Source organism: Maribacter hydrothermalis, assembly GCF_001913155.1.
GTDB classification, from domain to species: Bacteria; Bacteroidota; Bacteroidia; order Flavobacteriales; family Flavobacteriaceae; genus Maribacter; species Maribacter hydrothermalis.
Map to the genome: position 1 here is coordinate 1,040,505 of NZ_CP018760.1, position 17,430 is coordinate 1,057,934.

General features: G+C 34.8%; 16 protein-coding genes. 9 read left to right on the plus strand and 7 right to left on the minus strand.

Annotated elements, in window-relative coordinates:
• Positions 1 to 31: 31 nt before the first annotated feature.
• The 4 genes from BTR34_RS04515 to BTR34_RS04530 form a co-directional block, all read right to left on the minus strand.
• Entirely contained in the window at positions 32 to 2,455 is a 2,424-nt protein-coding gene (locus tag BTR34_RS04515) for a sodium-translocating pyrophosphatase (RefSeq protein WP_068482004.1), read from the minus strand.
• 114 nt (positions 2,456 to 2,569) lie between these two features.
• Positions 2,570 to 3,097, minus strand: coding sequence for an inorganic diphosphatase (locus tag BTR34_RS04520; protein WP_068482001.1), 528 nt, complete (start codon positions 3,095 to 3,097; stop codon positions 2,570 to 2,572).
• Between the two features lie 72 nt (positions 3,098 to 3,169).
• Positions 3,170 to 5,671 carry a DUF5686 family protein gene (locus tag BTR34_RS04525; protein WP_068481999.1) on the minus strand — a complete coding sequence of 834 codons (2,502 nt, stop codon included), beginning with the start codon at positions 5,669 to 5,671 and terminating at the stop codon, positions 3,170 to 3,172.
• A 106-nt stretch (positions 5,672 to 5,777) separates the two neighbouring features.
• Entirely contained in the window at positions 5,778 to 6,755 is a 978-nt protein-coding gene (locus tag BTR34_RS04530; RefSeq protein ID WP_068481996.1) for a pyruvate dehydrogenase complex E1 component subunit beta, read from the minus strand.
• 172 nt (positions 6,756 to 6,927) lie between these two features.
• Between BTR34_RS04530 and BTR34_RS04535 the strand changes: the two genes are divergently transcribed.
• The 7 genes from BTR34_RS04535 to egtD all read left to right on the plus strand — a co-directional run bounded on the left by BTR34_RS04535 (position 6,928) and on the right by egtD (position 14,078).
• Entirely contained in the window at positions 6,928 to 7,668 is a 741-nt protein-coding gene (locus tag BTR34_RS04535) for an electron transfer flavoprotein subunit beta/FixA family protein (RefSeq protein ID WP_068481994.1), read from the plus strand.
• Between the two features lie 40 nt (positions 7,669 to 7,708).
• Positions 7,709 to 8,677: an electron transfer flavoprotein subunit alpha/FixB family protein gene (locus BTR34_RS04540; RefSeq protein ID WP_068481991.1), complete on the plus strand. Its 969-nt coding sequence runs from the start codon at positions 7,709 to 7,711 to the stop codon at positions 8,675 to 8,677.
• Positions 8,678 to 8,762: 85 nt separating this feature from the next.
• On the plus strand, positions 8,763 to 9,392 hold the full coding sequence (locus BTR34_RS04545; protein ID WP_068481989.1) for a bifunctional nuclease family protein: 630 nt from the start codon (positions 8,763 to 8,765) through the stop codon (positions 9,390 to 9,392).
• Positions 9,393 to 9,408: 16 nt separating this feature from the next.
• Positions 9,409 to 10,869, plus strand: coding sequence for a NupC/NupG family nucleoside CNT transporter (locus BTR34_RS04550; protein ID WP_068481987.1), 1,461 nt, complete (start codon positions 9,409 to 9,411; stop codon positions 10,867 to 10,869).
• Positions 10,870 to 11,035: 166 nt separating this feature from the next.
• Positions 11,036 to 11,860 carry a thymidylate synthase gene (locus BTR34_RS04555; protein ID WP_068481984.1) on the plus strand — a complete coding sequence of 275 codons (825 nt, stop codon included), beginning with the start codon at positions 11,036 to 11,038 and terminating at the stop codon, positions 11,858 to 11,860.
• Positions 11,861 to 11,932: 72 nt separating this feature from the next.
• Positions 11,933 to 13,093, plus strand: a complete 1,161-nt coding sequence (gene egtB, locus BTR34_RS04560) for an ergothioneine biosynthesis protein EgtB (protein ID WP_068481981.1) — start codon at positions 11,933 to 11,935, stop codon at positions 13,091 to 13,093.
• A gap of 16 nt (positions 13,094 to 13,109) precedes the next feature.
• A complete protein-coding gene (gene egtD / locus BTR34_RS04565) occupies positions 13,110 to 14,078 on the plus strand; it encodes an L-histidine N(alpha)-methyltransferase (RefSeq protein ID WP_068481978.1) in 969 nt (322 codons plus the stop codon).
• Positions 14,079 to 14,157: 79 nt separating this feature from the next.
• Here egtD and BTR34_RS04570 read toward each other — a convergent pair whose 3' ends face one another.
• Together BTR34_RS04570 and BTR34_RS04575 are read right to left on the minus strand one after the other, a co-directional pair.
• Complete coding sequence (locus tag BTR34_RS04570; protein WP_068481975.1) at positions 14,158 to 14,454, minus strand: isoamylase early set domain-containing protein; 297 nt, start codon at positions 14,452 to 14,454, stop codon at positions 14,158 to 14,160.
• Between the two features lie 148 nt (positions 14,455 to 14,602).
• A complete protein-coding gene (locus BTR34_RS04575) occupies positions 14,603 to 15,688 on the minus strand; it encodes an aminotransferase class V-fold PLP-dependent enzyme (protein ID WP_068481971.1) in 1,086 nt (361 codons plus the stop codon).
• Between the two features lie 53 nt (positions 15,689 to 15,741).
• Here BTR34_RS04575 and BTR34_RS04580 point away from each other — a divergent pair, with 53 nt between their 5' ends.
• Together BTR34_RS04580 and BTR34_RS04585 are read left to right on the plus strand one after the other, a co-directional pair.
• A complete protein-coding gene (locus BTR34_RS04580; protein ID WP_068481968.1) occupies positions 15,742 to 16,143 on the plus strand; it encodes a 2TM domain-containing protein in 402 nt (133 codons plus the stop codon).
• A gap of 11 nt (positions 16,144 to 16,154) precedes the next feature.
• The gene (locus BTR34_RS04585) at positions 16,155 to 16,655 is read left to right on the plus strand and encodes a dihydrofolate reductase (RefSeq protein WP_068481966.1); all 501 of its coding nucleotides are present in this window, start codon (positions 16,155 to 16,157) and stop codon (positions 16,653 to 16,655) included.
• Here BTR34_RS04585 and murI read toward each other — a convergent pair.
• Complete coding sequence (gene murI / locus BTR34_RS04590; protein ID WP_068481963.1) at positions 16,642 to 17,430, minus strand: glutamate racemase; 789 nt, start codon at positions 17,428 to 17,430, stop codon at positions 16,642 to 16,644. The genes BTR34_RS04585 and murI overlap by 14 nt on opposite strands.

Below are 17,430 nucleotides of genomic sequence, written 5' to 3' on the forward strand. Positions count from 1 at the left end.
CTGATGGTTTTTATTGTATAAGTAAGAAGTTCTATTTATTAATTTCCACTTTTTCAATGGTAACTTCGGTAGTAGTACCTTTTTTTTGAATACTGGCATTTTCAAATTCAGCCAATTTAGCATCCACTTCAGATTTAGTACCTGTATACGTTACTTTTTCAGTAATAGCTTCTCCGTTAACGGTTGTAGTATATGTAACATTTGCCTCTGCTAGATCTGCGTTTCCTACATTCAATTCTATAGTAACTTCTTTGGTGTCATTTAACATGGCTACACCTTCTTCTGCATGACCACCTAATATTGGTGCAATTACTAACCCAATTAAACATGTTAATTTAATAAGGATGTTCATTGAAGGCCCAGAAGTATCTTTAAAAGGGTCACCAACAGTATCCCCTGTTACAGCTGCTTTGTGTGCTTCAGAACCTTTATATGTCATTTCTCCATTAATCTCTACACCTGCCTCAAAAGACTTCTTAGCGTTATCCCAAGCACCACCAGCGTTATTCTGGAAAATAGCCCATAACACACCTGAAACAGTAACACCAGCCATATAACCTCCTAACATCTCTGCGATTGCCAATTTATTCATTCCAAACAACATTGGAACAAAAGCAATTACTAATGGAAAACCTATAGTTAACAAGCCGGGTAACATCATTTCTTTAAGTGATGCCTGTGTAGAGATAGCCACACATTTATCGTATTCTGGCTTTCCTGTACCTTCCATAATACCAGGAATTTCTCTAAACTGACGTCTAACTTCCTGTACCATTTCCATTGCTGCTTTACCTACAGCATTCATTGCTAAAGCTGAAAATACAACTGGCACCATGCCACCAACAAACAACATTGCTAGGACTGGAGCTTTAAATATGTTAATACCGTCTATTCCTGTAAACGTTACATAGGCTGCAAATAATGCTAAAGAAGTTAATGCTGCAGAAGCAATAGCAAAACCTTTACCAGTAGCTGCAGTTGTATTACCTACTGAATCTAATATATCTGTTCTTTCTCTTACTATAGGTTCTTGCTCACTCATTTCTGCAATACCACCTGCATTATCAGATATTGGACCGAACGCATCAATTGCTAATTGCATAGCTGTAGTAGCCATCATAGCAGATGCTGCTAAAGCAACACCATAAAAACCAGCGAACGCATAAGATGCCCAAATAGCCCCTGCAAACAATAATACAGATGGAAAGGTAGAAATCATACCTGTCGCCAATCCTGCAATTATGTTTGTACCAGCACCTGTACTTGATTGTTGTACAATTTTTAAAATCGGGGACTTTCCTAAACCTGTGTAATATTCTGTTACCGAAGAAATAACAGCACCTACAACTAAACCAACCAAAGTGGCATAGAATACACGCATTGAAGAAATTTCCAATAAACCTTCACCAAAGAATTCCATTTTCATTGTTTCCGGCAACATCCATGTTACTAATCCGAAACAAGAAATAGCGACTAAAATTATAGATGTCCAGTTACCAATATTTAAAGCTCCCATAACTTGAGCTTCTTTTGCATCGTTACTTTTAATTTTTACCAGCATGGTACCGATTATAGATATGATAATACCTGCACCTGCAATTGCCATTGGCAATAAAATAGGACCAATACCTCCAAAGGCATCAGAAATATTACCACCCATATCTTTAATTACGTAATTCCCTAATACCATTGCAGCCAAAACGGTTGCAACGTACGACCCAAACAAATCGGCTCCCATACCTGCAACATCACCAACGTTATCACCTACGTTATCAGCTATCGTTGCTGGGTTACGAGGATCATCCTCAGGAATCCCTGCTTCTACTTTACCTACCAAATCGGCCCCTACATCGGCAGCTTTAGTATATATACCACCGCCCACTCGTGCAAAAAGTGCAATTGATTCCGCACCCAAAGAAAAACCAGCCAGCGTTTCCAAAACAATTGTCATGTCCATTGTTGATGTCCAAACACCACCCATGAAAAATTGAAAAAACGCAATAAAAAATATAGTTAAGCCTAAAACTGCCAAACCTGCAACACCAAGACCCATTACCGTGCCACCACCGAAAGAGATTTTCAATGCATTTGGCAAACTTGTTCTTGCCGCCTGCGTAGTACGTACGTTGGTTTTAGTCGCGATTTTCATACCAATGTTTCCTGCAAAAGCAGAAAAAATAGCTCCGAATATAAAGGACACTACAATTAACCAATGTGTTGTTGGAACTACAAAAGATACTATTGCAAGCAATACACTTACAATTACTACAAATACAGCCAGAAGTCTATACTCTGCACTTAAAAAGGCAAGAGCGCCCTCATAAATGTAATCTGATATTTCTTTCATTTTCCCATCTCCGGCATGTTGTTTCATTACCCAAGATCTCTTAATACCCATATAAATTAGGCCTAAAACAGCCATTACTATTGGCATGTAAATCATTAGTGACTCCATTTAATCTTTGTTTGTTTAGTTATAAAATTAGCGCGGCTAAAGTAGTAAATTAGAATAGAATAAAAAAAAACCACTTTTTATATAAAAAGTGGTTCTGTAATTGAAGAAAACTAATTATATCACAAAAGTACGTTTTGCTTTATGTTCACTTTCATTATATCTTTTTACACACTCGTGGTATATTTCTACCGCCTTTTTAGAATCGCTCCATCCTCCTGTATCTACTTTTTTCTTTTCTAAATCCTTATACACTTGAAAGAAGTGCTCTATTTCTTTTAATCTATGCGGATTTAAATCACTTATATCGTTATTGTTACTCCAAATAGGGTCTGAAATTGGAACACAAATAATTTTTTCATCTGGCCCTTTTTCATCGGTCATATGAAAAACCCCTATGGGTTTTACTTCCATTACCGTCATTGGATATGTTGGTTCCGTTCCCATTACCAAAACGTCAAGTGGATCCTTATCTAATGCCAAAGTTTCTGGAATAAAACCATAATCGCCAGGATACATCATAGAAGAAAATAACATACGATCAAAACGAATTTTATGCAACGCAAAATCATATTCGTATTTGTTTCTACTCCCTTTAGGTATTTCTATTAACACATCAAAGGTTAATCCTTTATCTGCTCCCATATTTTAAGTTGTTTAATTTATAGTTTGATTTAAAACGTTAGTTCTTATTTATAATTGTAAAAATTAATTGATTTAAAAGACAAATCCAAACGTTCCAGTTACTCCAAATGGCCTTGCATCAGGATTATCTAAATAATTTCCTCTAAAATTAAAATCCAATCTAAATATTTTAAAAATGTTCCCTATTCCAAAAGAATATTCATAATATATATTCTCTGATGGTGCTCTTAATGGTGTGTTTACCGTAGCAGGAGCACTTAAGGCTTTATTAGCGTCTGACAAATCTCCCCAAACACCTCGTATAGCCACTATCTCCCTTAAATTATATTTTCTTAAAAATGGAATTCTTGAAAAAAGCCTTCCATTAAAATTATGCTGTAAATGAACCGATGCATAAGTGTCGGTTACAAATTCATAGAAATCCAAATTTGGAAAAGTTCCATAATTAGAGAAAAAAGTTTGATTACCAGGTACCACACTTAAAAGACCTAAAGGAACTTCTCCAAATGTTTTGCCAAGTTCAACCGTACTTAACAACCTCCCAAAACCTCCTAACTGCCAAGGTTGACTGTACGAAAACTGTAATTTACTATAGTCAAAATCACTATCAAGAATTCCTTTGGTACCCTTGGTAAAATTCAATAACAAAGTACTGTAAGTATCATTAACATCTCTTCGTTCTACTCCGTAACCTATTGTTTTCTTACCTGGAGTATAAAGAATTAAAGCATTAAAATCGAATTGACGTATTTCTGAAGAAACCCCTGTTGGTGATTCGGGATCTACATAATCTAAACTAAAATCACTAGGTAAGGCTGAACTTAATGTCCTAAATGTTCCACCTACAGAAACTTTAAAATTATTTAGTGGTTCTATTTCAAAATTTAGCGCACTTAGATTAATATTTGTTAATCTATTATTGGCACCTACCGTTAATAACGAAGATGAAGCGATACTGCGACCTAAAACGTCATTTGTAGCCGTAAGGCTAACACCTAGTTGCTCTATATCTCTTCTATTACCACCAGATACAATTAACCTACTATTTCTATCTAACAAAACTTTACCAGCAAGACCATGTTTAAATTTTTGGTCCTTAAATCCGTAGGCCGTGTACCCTTCAATTCGCCAAGGGTCGTTTTGTCCAAAATAAGTTCTTGCACCAATTCGTACACGAGGTCCCTCCGCACTATTGTATCCGAAGAAATCATAAACCGAACCTAAATCTAAGTTCCATTTATCCACCTCTACATATCCAGACCCAAGTATACTTACTAAATTGTAGTATGATTTAAATTTAGGTACTGTTTTTAATGTATCTAATAATTTATAAATTCCTTTCTCGTCTTTATTTAAAGTTTCCAATCTATTCTGCTCCCAGAAGTCATCATCTTTAATAATTTGAGAAACATCTAGTGGATTTCGGTCTTTTTTATAAACTTCGCGCGGCTTTACCTTATCAAATTCATAATTATCATAAACTGTGGTTCTTTTGCCATACATGCCTCGTGATTCTTCTTTCTTATTAAAACTAAAATCGCTTAGCATATAGTCGCGTTTCAGTAAAAATACCGAATCGTTCACTACCTCAAAATCTTGTTCTATATAGATTTCTTTAACCCAGTTAATATTTGCACTTTTTGTAACCTGTAAATTTATATTCTTTAGAGCCCATGTTGAATCATTTACCCAAAAATCACCTTTAAAAGTCAACTCATTTTTACGACGTGGATAGTACACTATATTATAACACCACTTATTATCAATAAAAGCACTGTCACGAAGTGCATAATTATATACATCAACACCAGTTTTAGACAATGGACTCGTAAAACTTTTATCAAAAAATTTTAAATAATTATTGTAAACATCATACTCTTGGTACAAATCTTTAACAAAAGCTATAATTGCCTGATTGTTTTCGAATCCTGAGTTTTTATTACCAAGTATATCCTCTTTTTCTTCGTTCAGTTTATTATCACCATAAACTTTTGAAAAAGTTTCATTTAAAAAGATTGGCAGATATGTTTTTCCTGTGATTCTTGAAGTATCTAAATCTTGAAAAACAAACTCAAGTCCTTTAAAAATTTTACTCTTTATTAAGGAGCTATCAATTGTATTTAAATCGAATTCTACTTTTTCATACTTATCAAAAGCATATTGATTAAATTGACGAACGCCATTCTGCCTTTTCTTAGCCCAAATTTTTCGAAGAATATCAACTGCCGGATTATTCTTTTTAGACTGCTTACCAGATATTAACACCACTTCATTTAGTTGCTCAGCGGCCTCTATAAGCGTTATTTTCAAATCAAAATTTACATTTGAAGTGAGTTCTAGCTCATATTCTGTATACCCAATAAAGGACACCACTAAAGTTGAGTACTTATTCTCCGACTCTATATAAAATCGTCCATCATCATTTGTAATGGTTCCTTCAGTAGAATTCTTAAAAAAAACATTGGCAAACGACACGGGCTCACCTAGCTCATCTAATACAATACCCCCAACTTTGGTTTGGGCGCTTGTTACAAAAAAACAAAAACTAACTAAAACAAAAAATATACCTTTCATCAAAAATCTTGATTGTCTTGCATTTTTTAAATCTACTTTCCTATCAATAAAAAAAGCTTCTCCAAACTTGGTCGGAGAAGCTAAGATACTTTTACAAAGTTATACTTTATTTATATAAAACTTTTTTAACAGCTGTAACTACATCTTTATAATTTGGCAACCACTCTTCCAACAGCACTGGAGAGTAAGGTGCTGGAGTATCTGCCGTATTGATTTTTACTATAGGAGCATCTAAATAATCGAATGCATGTGCTTGAACATGGTATGTAATTTCGGTTGCTACATTACCAAATGGCCATGCTTCTTCTAAAATCACTAAACGATTTGTCTTTTTAACCGATTTTAAAACCGCTTCATAATCTAAAGGCTTAACGGTACGTAAATCAATGATTTCACAGCTAATACCATCTTTCTCTAATTCATCTGCCGCTTTATCCGCTTCTTTAATAATTTTACCAAAAGATACGATAGTTACATCCTTACCCTCGCGACGTATATCCGCAACACCTATTGGAATAGTATATTCTCCTTCTGGCACTTCACCTTTATCACCATACATTTGCTCAGATTCCATAAAAATAACAGGATCATTATCGCGAATCGCTGCTTTTAACAACCCTTTGGCATCTGCAGGGTTAGACGGCACAATTACTTTTAAGCCAGGACAATTTGCATACCAGCTTTCAAAAGCTTGTGAATGCGTTGCTGCTAATTGACCTGCCGAAGCCGTTGGACCTCTAAATACTATAGGACAAGGAAACTGCCCACCAGACATTTGCCTAATCTTAGCTGCATTGTTAATGATTTGATCTATACCTACCAATGCGAAATTGAAAGTCATAAATTCTATAATTGGCCTATTGCCAGTCATCGTAGAACCAACACCTATGCCGGCAAAACCAAGTTCCGAAATTGGGGTATCAATTACTCTTTTTGGACCGAATTCATCAAGCATACCTTTTGAAGCCTTATATGCTCCATTGTACTCTGCTACCTCTTCACCCATCAAATAGATAGACTCGTCCCTTCTCATTTCTTCGGACATGGCCTCGGCTATCGCTTCTCTAAATTGTAGTGTTTTCATCTATTGAAAATATTAATCTTGGTTATATGCTAGAAAGCAAGCAAAAATAGGAAATATAATATCAAATAACAGAACGCATTATTTAAAAAAAGTTATAAAATTTATTATGCATGCATAATAAATTTAGAATAAAATAGTTATCTTCGTAGCTATTGAAATAAAGTTTTTAAACATGAAGATATTAGTTTGTATAAGTAATGTTCCCGATACCACCTCTAAAATAAATTTCTCCGAAGGTGATACTAAATTCGATACCAATGGTGTTCAATTTGTTATAAACCCTAATGATGAATTTGGGTTAACAAGAGCAATGTGGTTCAAAGAAAAACAAGGTGCAACCGTGCACATTGCAACTGTTGGCGGCCCAAACGTTGAGCCTACAATGCGTAAAGCCCTTGCTATTGGAGCTGACGAGGCATTTAGAATCAATGCCGAACCTACGGACGGCTTTTATGTTGCTCAACAATTAGCTGAAATAGTTAAAAATGGTGGTTATGATCTTGTAATCGGCGGTAAAGAATCTATTGACTATAACGGCGGTATGGTACCCGGTATATTAGCTTCACTTACTAATATGAATTTCATTAATTCTTGTATAAGCTTAGAAATTGATGGTAACAACGTTTCCGCAGTAAGAGAAATAGATGGCGGAAAAGAGACTTTGAGCAGTTCTCTGCCAATTGTTATCGGTGGCCAAAAAGGCCTTGTAGCTGAAAGCGACCTTCGTATTCCAAATATGAGAGGTATTATGATGGCCAGAAAGAAAAACTTAGGTATTCTAGAACCTGTTGATGGATTAAATGCTACTGAAGATAAAAAATTCGACAAACCAGCTGCAAAAGGTCAAGTTAAACTAGCCGATAATGTAGATCAGTTAATTGACCTCTTACATAAAGAAGCTAAAGTCATTTAACACCTCTCTTTTAAAGAATACAAATTAAAATTAAAGAAAAATGTCAGTCTTAGTATATACAGAATCAGAAAAAGGAAAGTTTAAAAAGAACGCTTTAGAAGTAGCTTCTTACGCTTCGGCAGTTGCTAAAATGATGGGCACTACTGTAACCGCGATAGCATTTAATAGCACAGAAAATGAATCTTTAGGAGAATATGGAGTATCTAAAGTACTTCATATAAAAGATGAAACTTTTAATACGTTTAATGCAGGCGATTACGCTGCAACCATTGCACAAGCGGTTAAAAGCACAGATGCTAAGCTTGTAATTTTAAGTTCAAGTACCGACACTAAATATTTAGCCCCTTTATTGGCCGCTAAACTAACCGCAGGTTACGCACCTAACGTAGTAGCAGCTCCAGAAAGCATTACTCCGTTTATGGTTAAAAGAACTGCCTTTAGTAATAAAGGATTTGCACATACTCAAATAGATACCGATGTTAAAATCGTTGGCGTTTCCAATAACGCCTTTGGAGCACACGAAAACAAAACAGCTATTACGGTCGAAGAAATTAGTGGATCTAAAGATGATAAAAAGAACGATACTAAATCTGTAGACATAGATAAAGTTGTTGGTAAAGCTACTATAGCAGATGCCGATATTGTCGTTTCTGCAGGTAGAGGATTAAAAGGTCCTGAAAATTGGGGCATGATCGAAGAACTTGCAAATGTTCTGGGTGCAGCAACCGCATGCTCGAAACCAGTTTCTGACTTGGGATGGAGACCTCATGGAGAGCATGTTGGTCAAACTGGTAAGCCAGTGGCAAGTAATCTATACATTGCTATCGGAATCTCTGGGGCTATTCAACATTTAGCAGGTGTTAGTGCATCTAAAACAAAAGTTGTTATCAATAATGACCCTGAAGCACCGTTTTTTAAGGCTGCTGATTACGGAATTGTTGGTGATGCATTTGAAGTAGTTCCTGAATTGATTGAAAAATTAAAGGATTTTAAAGCGCAAAACGGGTAATTTTTTGTTATTTTGTGCCCCCTAAAGGGCTGTTCAAATAGTTGAAGCCTCAAGTATTTGAATAGCCTTTTTTAGTTAAAGATATATGAGCTTAGTACGTTTAAAAATTAAAGGCATTTCCTATAGCCAAACACAAAATGGTGCTTACGCACTTATTTTGAACGAAGTTGAGGGAGATAGAAAATTACCAATAGTCATTGGCGCTTTCGAAGCTCAATCTATTGCAATTGCATTAGAAAAAGAAATTAAGCCCCCAAGACCGCTAACACATGACCTTTTCAAAAACTTTTCAGATAGGTTTGATATTGTTATAAAACAGGTTATAATTCACAAATTAGTGGATGGTGTTTTTTATTCAAGCATTATCTGCGAAAGAGACGGTATAGAAGAAATTATAGATGCAAGGACTAGCGATGCTATTGCACTGGCACTGCGCTTTAACGCACCTATATTCACCTATAAAACTATATTAGACAAAGCTGGTATTTTCTTAAAATTCTCATCGAAGGATAAAGAAAAAAAGGATAGTGATGATAGTATTATGGTCGATGAAATTCTACAAGAAGGTGAAACTATAGAAATAGAATCTGGCGCATCAGATGGTTATACCGAACTAACTATAGATGAACTCGAAGCAGAGTTAAAAAAAGCGGTAACGAACGAAGATTACGAAAAGGCCGCCAAATTGAGAGATGAAATCTCAAAACGCAACTAATATTAAATTATAGTTTATGAAAAAGGGCAAATGGTTGCTAATTTTCGCACTAATATTCACCACAATTACATTTGCTCAAGACGTAGACGTAACTCAAACCATACAAGACACTGCCGACACTACTTTAGTTGAAGATGTCGCTACTGCTAGTGTTATGGGTATGGAACCAAATGAAGGCTTTTCCCTTAATAGTCTTGGTAGAGGTATTCTTGGAATGGCTGTCTTATTACTTTTTGCGTTTTTATTCAGTTCTAATAGAAAAGCTATTAACTGGAAAACTGTTGGTATTGGGCTTGCATTACAGTTGGTAATTGCTATTGGCGTGCTTAAGATTCCATTTGTACAATTGGTTTTTGAACAAATTGGAAGAATCTTTGTTAGCATTTTAGAGTTTACCCGCGCAGGTAGTAAATTTCTTTTTGAAGGTCTTGTAGTAGACACGGGTACTTTCGGGTACATATTTGCTTTTCAGGTACTACCAACAATTATATTTTTCTCTGCTCTAACGTCCTTATTATACTATTTAGGATTGATACAAAAAATAGTAAAGTGGCTTGCTTGGGCACTTTCTAAAACCTTGGGTATTTCAGGACCTGAGAGTCTTTCTATTGCCGGAAATATATTTCTTGGACAAACTGAAGCTCCTTTATTAATAAAAGCTTATTTAGAAAAAATGACCAAATCAGAGATTCTATTGGTCATGATTGGCGGTATGGCAACTCTTGCGGGTGCAGTTTTAGCTGCTTATATCGGATTTTTAGGCGGTGAAGACGAAATACTTCAATTAGTTTTCGCTAAGCATTTATTAGCCGCTTCAGTAATGGCGGCTCCAGGGGCAATTGTAATATCTAAAATGTTATACCCACAAACTGAAGAGGTAAATAGCGATGTCCATGTATCTTCTGAAAAAATTGGAGCCAATGTATTGGATGCCATATCAAATGGAACTACTGAAGGTTTAAGACTCGCAGTTAATGTTGGTGCCATGCTTTTAGTTTTTGTGGCTATAATTGCAATGGTTAATGGAATTTTAGAATGGACAGGAGATTTAACACATCTTAATTCATGGATTGCGGACAACACATCCTATTCAAAATTTTCCCTTGAAGCAATTTTAGGTACAATTTTCGCCCCTTTAATGTGGCTCATAGGCGTTGCCAATGAAGATATTATGTTAATGGGACAATTACTAGGTATAAAATTAGTGGCCAGCGAATTTGTAGGTTATATTCAATTAGCAGAACTAAAAGACCTAGCCACCCTACCTCATTTACAGTATAATAAATCTGTAATCATGGCTACTTATATGCTTTGTGGTTTTGCAAACTTCGCCTCTATAGGTATACAAATAGGTGGCATAGGGTCGCTCGCTCCTGGACAAAGAAAGACTTTATCTGAATTCGGAATGAAAGCTGTTCTTGGTGGTTCTTTAGCATCATTACTTTCTGCAACTATTGCAGGTATGATTTTAGGATAAATACCCCCTAGCCCCCAAAAGGGTTACACTTATAGTTTCGTTGATAATTATTGATAACTGAGAAGTTATTCTACTGTTTTACATATCATCTTTCTTTATTTTTGAAGTAACAAAAATCATTTCTCCGCAAGATTACTACGCAAAGGACTCAAGGAGCTTTATTCTTATGAAACAATACCACGACTTACTTAATCATGTATTAATAGAAGGAAACCAAAAGGGTGACCGCACAGGAACCGGAACTAAAAGTGTTTTTGGGTATCAAATGCGTTTTGACCTAAGTGAAGGTTTCCCAATGGTGACCACTAAAAAATTACATTTAAAATCTATAGTTTACGAGCTACTTTGGTTTTTAAAAGGTGATACTAATATTAAGTATTTACAAGATAACGGTGTTCGAATTTGGAACGAATGGGCTGATGAAAACGGAGATCTTGGTCCGGTTTATGGCCATCAATGGCGTAATTGGAACGATGATGAAATTGACCAAATAAAAGAAGTTGTCCATTCTTTAAAAACGAATCCCAATAGTAGAAGAATGCTAGTATCCGCATGGAACCCTAGTGTACTACCAGACACATCCAAATCATTTTCAGAGAATGTAGCTAACAACAAAGCAGCTTTACCGCCTTGCCATGCGTTCTTTCAGTTTTATGTTGCCGATGGCAAATTATCTTGCCAATTATACCAACGTAGCGCAGATATTTTCCTAGGCGTTCCTTTTAACATAGCATCTTACGCATTATTTACCATGATGATGGCGCAAGTTTGTGGTTTTGAAGCTGGCGACTTTATTCACACTTTTGGTGATGCCCATATATACAACAACCATATGGAGCAGGTAGAACTGCAATTAAGTAGAGAACCTAGAGCATTGCCAAAAATGAAAATAAATCCTGAGGTGAAAGATATTTTTGATTTTAAGTTCGAAGATTTTTCATTAGAAGATTACAATCCGCATCCTCATATAAAGGGGAAAGTAGCTATATAGCATCAAAATCTTAATTTTTCAAGTTAAAACCTATTGTACATTTTTATTTAACTTACAATAAAAATTGTTCTCATGGTCAGTACAGATACGCTCGTAGATTTCTTTATGGAAACTAGAGAGCATACCGAGGTTATTTGCAAACCTCTAGAGATTGAAGATTATGTGGTACAACCTATCATTGACGTCTCACCTCCAAAATGGCACTTAGGTCATACTACCTGGTTTTTTGAAGAATTTATTCTTAAAACCTATGATAAATCATATCACATATTTGATACTGATTTTTCATTTATATTCAATAGCTACTACGAAACCGTTGGTAAACGTGTTGTTCGTGCCGATCGCGGCAATCTATCTAGACCATCTGTAAAAAAGGTTTATGAATATCGACATTATGTCACTAAAGCAATGAACAAACTGCTTGCTTCAAATAATGACCAAAAGCTGCTAGAGGTTCTTGAGATAGGAATCCATCACGAAAAACAACATCAAGAATTACTGCTTACCGATATTAAATATATTCTAGGGAACAACCCGCTTTTACCCAAATACTCTGATACTTTTGAAGAATTTACTATTACAAGACACCCTCAAAACTGGATAAATATTAGCGAAGGTATTTATGAAATAGGTCATAATTCTACAGAATTCTGTTTTGATAATGAATTAGGAAGACACAAAGTATATCTTAATGATTATCAAATATCAAACAATCTAATTACCAACGCCGAATATCTTGAATTCATAAAAGCAGATGGGTACAAACGTTTTGACCTTTGGCATGCAGCCGGATGGGACTGGGTTCGGCAAAACCAAGTGAAAGCTCCATTGTACTGGCATAAAATAGACGGCATTTGGCATTATTATAGTTTAAACGGTTTAACTGAAGTTGAGTTAAAGGCACCTGTAACACATGTTTCTTATTTTGAAGCATTTGCTTTTGCACAATACAAAGGTTGCCGACTACCAACGGAATTTGAGTGGGAAGTTGCACAGAAATTTTTTAATTGGGGACAACGTTGGGAATGGACAGAAAGTGCCTATCTCCCCTACCCAAACTATAAAAAAGTAGATGGTGCATTAGGCGAATACAATGGTAAGTTCATGGTCAACCAGAAAGTACTTAGGGGAAGCTCCATAGCTACACCTAGCAAACATGCCAGACATACTTATAGAAATTTTTTCCCAACAGAGTTAAAATGGCAATTTACAGGAATAAGGTTAGCCATATAATTACGATATACTGATTATGCAAGACACTAAAATAGCATCGGTTTTTACATCTGAATTTGAAAAAGAGGTTTATTTTGGCTTAACCGACTCTCCTAAACATCTCTCTTCAAAATATTTCTACGACAAAATAGGTGATCAACTTTTTCAAAAAATTATGGCAATGCCCACCTATTATCTTACCGATTGCGAGTATGAAATTCTAGAAAATAACAAAGAAGAAATTAGAGAACTGTTCATAGGTTCTGGCCCTTTTGACCTCATTGAACTTGGCGCAGGCGATGGTAAAAAAACTAAAATTCTTTTAAAGGAATTCAGTGATAAAAATATAGACTTCACCTATGTACCGATTGATATTAGTGACAATGCATTGAAACAGCTTCATAGTTCGATAAAAAAAGAATTGCCAGACGTTAACGTTCATCCTTTCCAAGGCACTTACTTTGAAGCACTTAAAGAAATAAACAACCGTAAGAATAGGAAAATAATCTTATTCTTAGGATCTAATATTGGTAATCTAGTTCATAAACAAGCTGTCGACTTTATGAACAAAATTCAAAAACTAATGCAGCCTGACGACTTGCTTTTTATGGGATTTGACCAAAAGAAAAATCCAAAGACTATTTTAGATGCCTATAACGATCAAGAAGGTGTCACTGCCGCATTCAACAAAAATGTACTTGCAAGAATAAATACAGAACTAAATGCAAATTTTGACTTGAATCAATTTTTACATTGGGAAGTGTATAATCCAGAAACAGGGACTGCAAAGAGTTATTTAGTATCAAAAATTCAACAAACCGTAAAAATTGAAAATTTAAAACTACGGGTTGACTTTAAACAATGGGAAACCATACATACAGAAATTTCACAGAAATACGATGACGAAATTATTAATTGGTTAGCCAAAGAAGCAGGTTTAGAAATGACGACCGAATACGAATCTAAAAGATTACAGTACAAAAACTGTGTATTTAAAAAGTACTAAGCTTTTTTTTAGAAATTTATTCCATAAAAAAGCCTACTATGTAAAATAGCAGGCTTTTTTATATATCAGCATTGCTGTTCTACAATTCTAAAACCGCATTTTCTGACCCTGCATATTCATTCCACTGGTAACGATCAGCCTCTACTTCATTCACATATTCACCATCAACCAAATACTTAAACTCATAAGCATTTTCCTTAGGAAGATCAAACGTACCTTTAAAGGTTCCGTTCTTTAATTTCTTTAAAGTACTAGCTTTAGGACTCCAATTATTGAAATCTCCAATTACCGCTACTTTCTTTGCGTCTTCTGCAGGTACTGTAAAAGTTACCTTACATACTGGTTTTGTTTTTAGATATTGTTTTGCAATTGCCATGATATTCTATTTTAAATTTCACTGCAAAACTACTATAATAAAACCCTGATTTACAACACTTAAGATATTTTTATCAATTTCTTAAAATATGAATAGTTTTAATATGATAATAGAATTTTATCCTACAAATTTTGACATAAATGAATCGTTATCTCTTTGTCTTTAAGATTTTTACAATACTTTCTATTTCTTCCACTGTATTATATAAATGAAAACTTAAACGCACACCATCACCTCTTTGAGCACAATAAACATCATTGTCTTTTAATTTTTGAAAAGTGGCCTCATCTGCTTTAATATTAAAAATAGTACTATGCTTTTTTCGATTTACAATTTCATGAGATAACAATCCTAGCTTCTGAAATTCGGTTTTAGCTTTCTCCGATAATTTTTGGTTATGCTCCGTTATCTTATCCATACCTATTCTTTCGAAAAAATCAAGCGAATATTTCAAACTTCCAAAAATAAGCGATGATAAATGACCAGGTTCAAATTGTTTGGCAAACCTAATAGTATCTTTTTTATTGAAATCTCCATCCGCCGCATTAAAACCAATATTATTTATGGAAAACTCTTTTTTTACTCTATCAGAGAATAGCATAAAGCCATTGCCATACCCAGCTAGTAACCATTTATAAGCACTAGCGCCCAAAACATCAATTCCTGAGTTGTCAAAATCAAAGCTAGCACTACCACAAAACTGAGTACCATCAACCATAATAATTAAATTAGGATTTTGCTTTTTTAAATTTTTCAAAAAATCTAAATCAATTGCAAATCCGTTTAGCCACTGTACCAAGCTCAAAGCAAGTACATCTATATTTTGACTACCTATTTTTTCTTTAATTCGTTCTTCCAAATCAGCCGTCATTGAAATATAGGCTACATCAAATCCTCTTTTCTCAAAACTCCAATTAAGAGAAGGGTAGTCATTCTCTAGAAGTAACACCTTTTTCTTTGTATTTAATCCTTCAAGCAGAATATTAAGTCCCGTAGAAAAATTACTGATCAATGCTACATTTTCCCGTTTACAATTAAAAAACTTACCCGCTGTAGAACGTGTGTCTGAGATTACTTTTAAGGATTGCTCTCGCATATCGCTACCATCTAACAAAAAGTCTAAATCGTGCTCTTGCCGCCAGTCTATCAAAGAATCGTATAACAACCCATACACTGCGGTGTTCGCATAAATACCTTTACGTAAAACTGGGAATTCTTTTCTAATTTTTTCCATTGTTATTGGGTAAACTACATTTGCTGTATCTTTATACCAAAGATAGGAAGAGAATGTTTTCTAGAAATAAAAATACCTCCAAATTAGACTTAGAGCAACATGAGCTATTAGAGAACGCGCAAAAAAGAATTAAGCAAAAGAAACGTCTTTATACACATTTTGTCGTCTTTTTAGTTGGCAGTGTTTTCTTAATATTAATCAATAAAATATTAAAATACGGTCAAGAATATAATTGGTTCGTATGGGCAATTACCTTTTGGGGTTTTCTGTTTGTTCTTCATATTTTCAATGTTTTTATCACCAATAAATTCATGGGTAATGACTGGGAACGTTCTCAACGAGAGAAATTAGTAGCTAAGCAAAAGAAACGCATTGCTGAAATGGAAAAAGAAATTGAACAGGATATAAAGCTACCTACATCAATAGAGCCTGAACCTAAAAAAAGACTGTTTTGAAAACACTTATAATGATTGCTGCCGCGGCAGAAAACAATGCTTTAGGAAAAGACAACGATTTGCTTTGGCATTTGCCAGATGATTTTAAAAGATTTAAGAAATTAACGTCTGGACATAAAATAATAATGGGTAGAAAAACATATGAAAGTTTCCCAAAGCCATTACCGAACAGAACTCACATTATCATTACCAGAGACAAAAACTACACTGTAAATCATGATGAATGCATAGTTGTACATTCTATTGATGAGTCTATAGCTTTAGTTGACAATGAAATTGCATTTATTATCGGCGGTGGAGAAATCTACAAATTGGCCGAAAGAAAATCGGACAAAATTGAACTTACCAGAGTGCATGGAACTTTTGAAGATGCCGATACTTTTTTCCCGGAAATAGATGAGAATTATTGGATGCTAACCAAACAAGAATTTCACCCAACTGACGATAAACATAAATTATCTTTCACCTATCTAACCTACGAAAAAAAAGAAACCGTTCTTAAAAATCTTTAAGTGAAACGGTGTTATTGGCCGTTACGTTTTTTAAAATAGCCTCCAGAATTTTTTTATCTCCATTTGTGTAAAATTGATGTATTCCCTGTTCGGGTGACATATTTAATAAATTATTTTTATCCAATACCATTTTTGTTTGCCTAGCCACCGCTTGGCCAGAGTCGATAATCATTACATTAGAAGGCAACATCTTTTTTAATATTGGAATTAAATATGGGTAATGAGTACACCCTAACACCAAATAATCCATTCCTTTATCAAGCATAGGCATAATATAACTTTCTAGAAGTTGATACAATTCTGCACTTTCGAGATTACCAGATTCTATCAACTCAACCAAGCCGGTGCCACTTTGCTCCAAAACAGTTATTCCGGCAGCATGATTTTTTGTTGTACTATGAAACAGACTACTTGATAAGGTTCCTTTGGTTGCCAATACCCCTACAATTTTTGACTTAGAGTTAATAGCTGCCGGTTTTAATGCAGGCTCTATACCAATAAATGGAACCTCATAACTAGTTCTTAAAAAATCGATGGCATTGGTTGTAGCCGTATTACAGGCAACAACAATAATTTTACATCCTTGGGACAATAAGAACTCAGTATTTTTTACACTAAACTTAACAATCTGCTCTTTTGGTTTTTCGCCATAAGGCGCATTTTTGCTATCAGCCAAATAAATACAATTTTCATTAGGTAACAGTTCTTCAATTTCACCCCAAATAGAAGAGCCTCCAATTCCAGAATCAAAAATCCCTATTGGCCGTTTATCCAT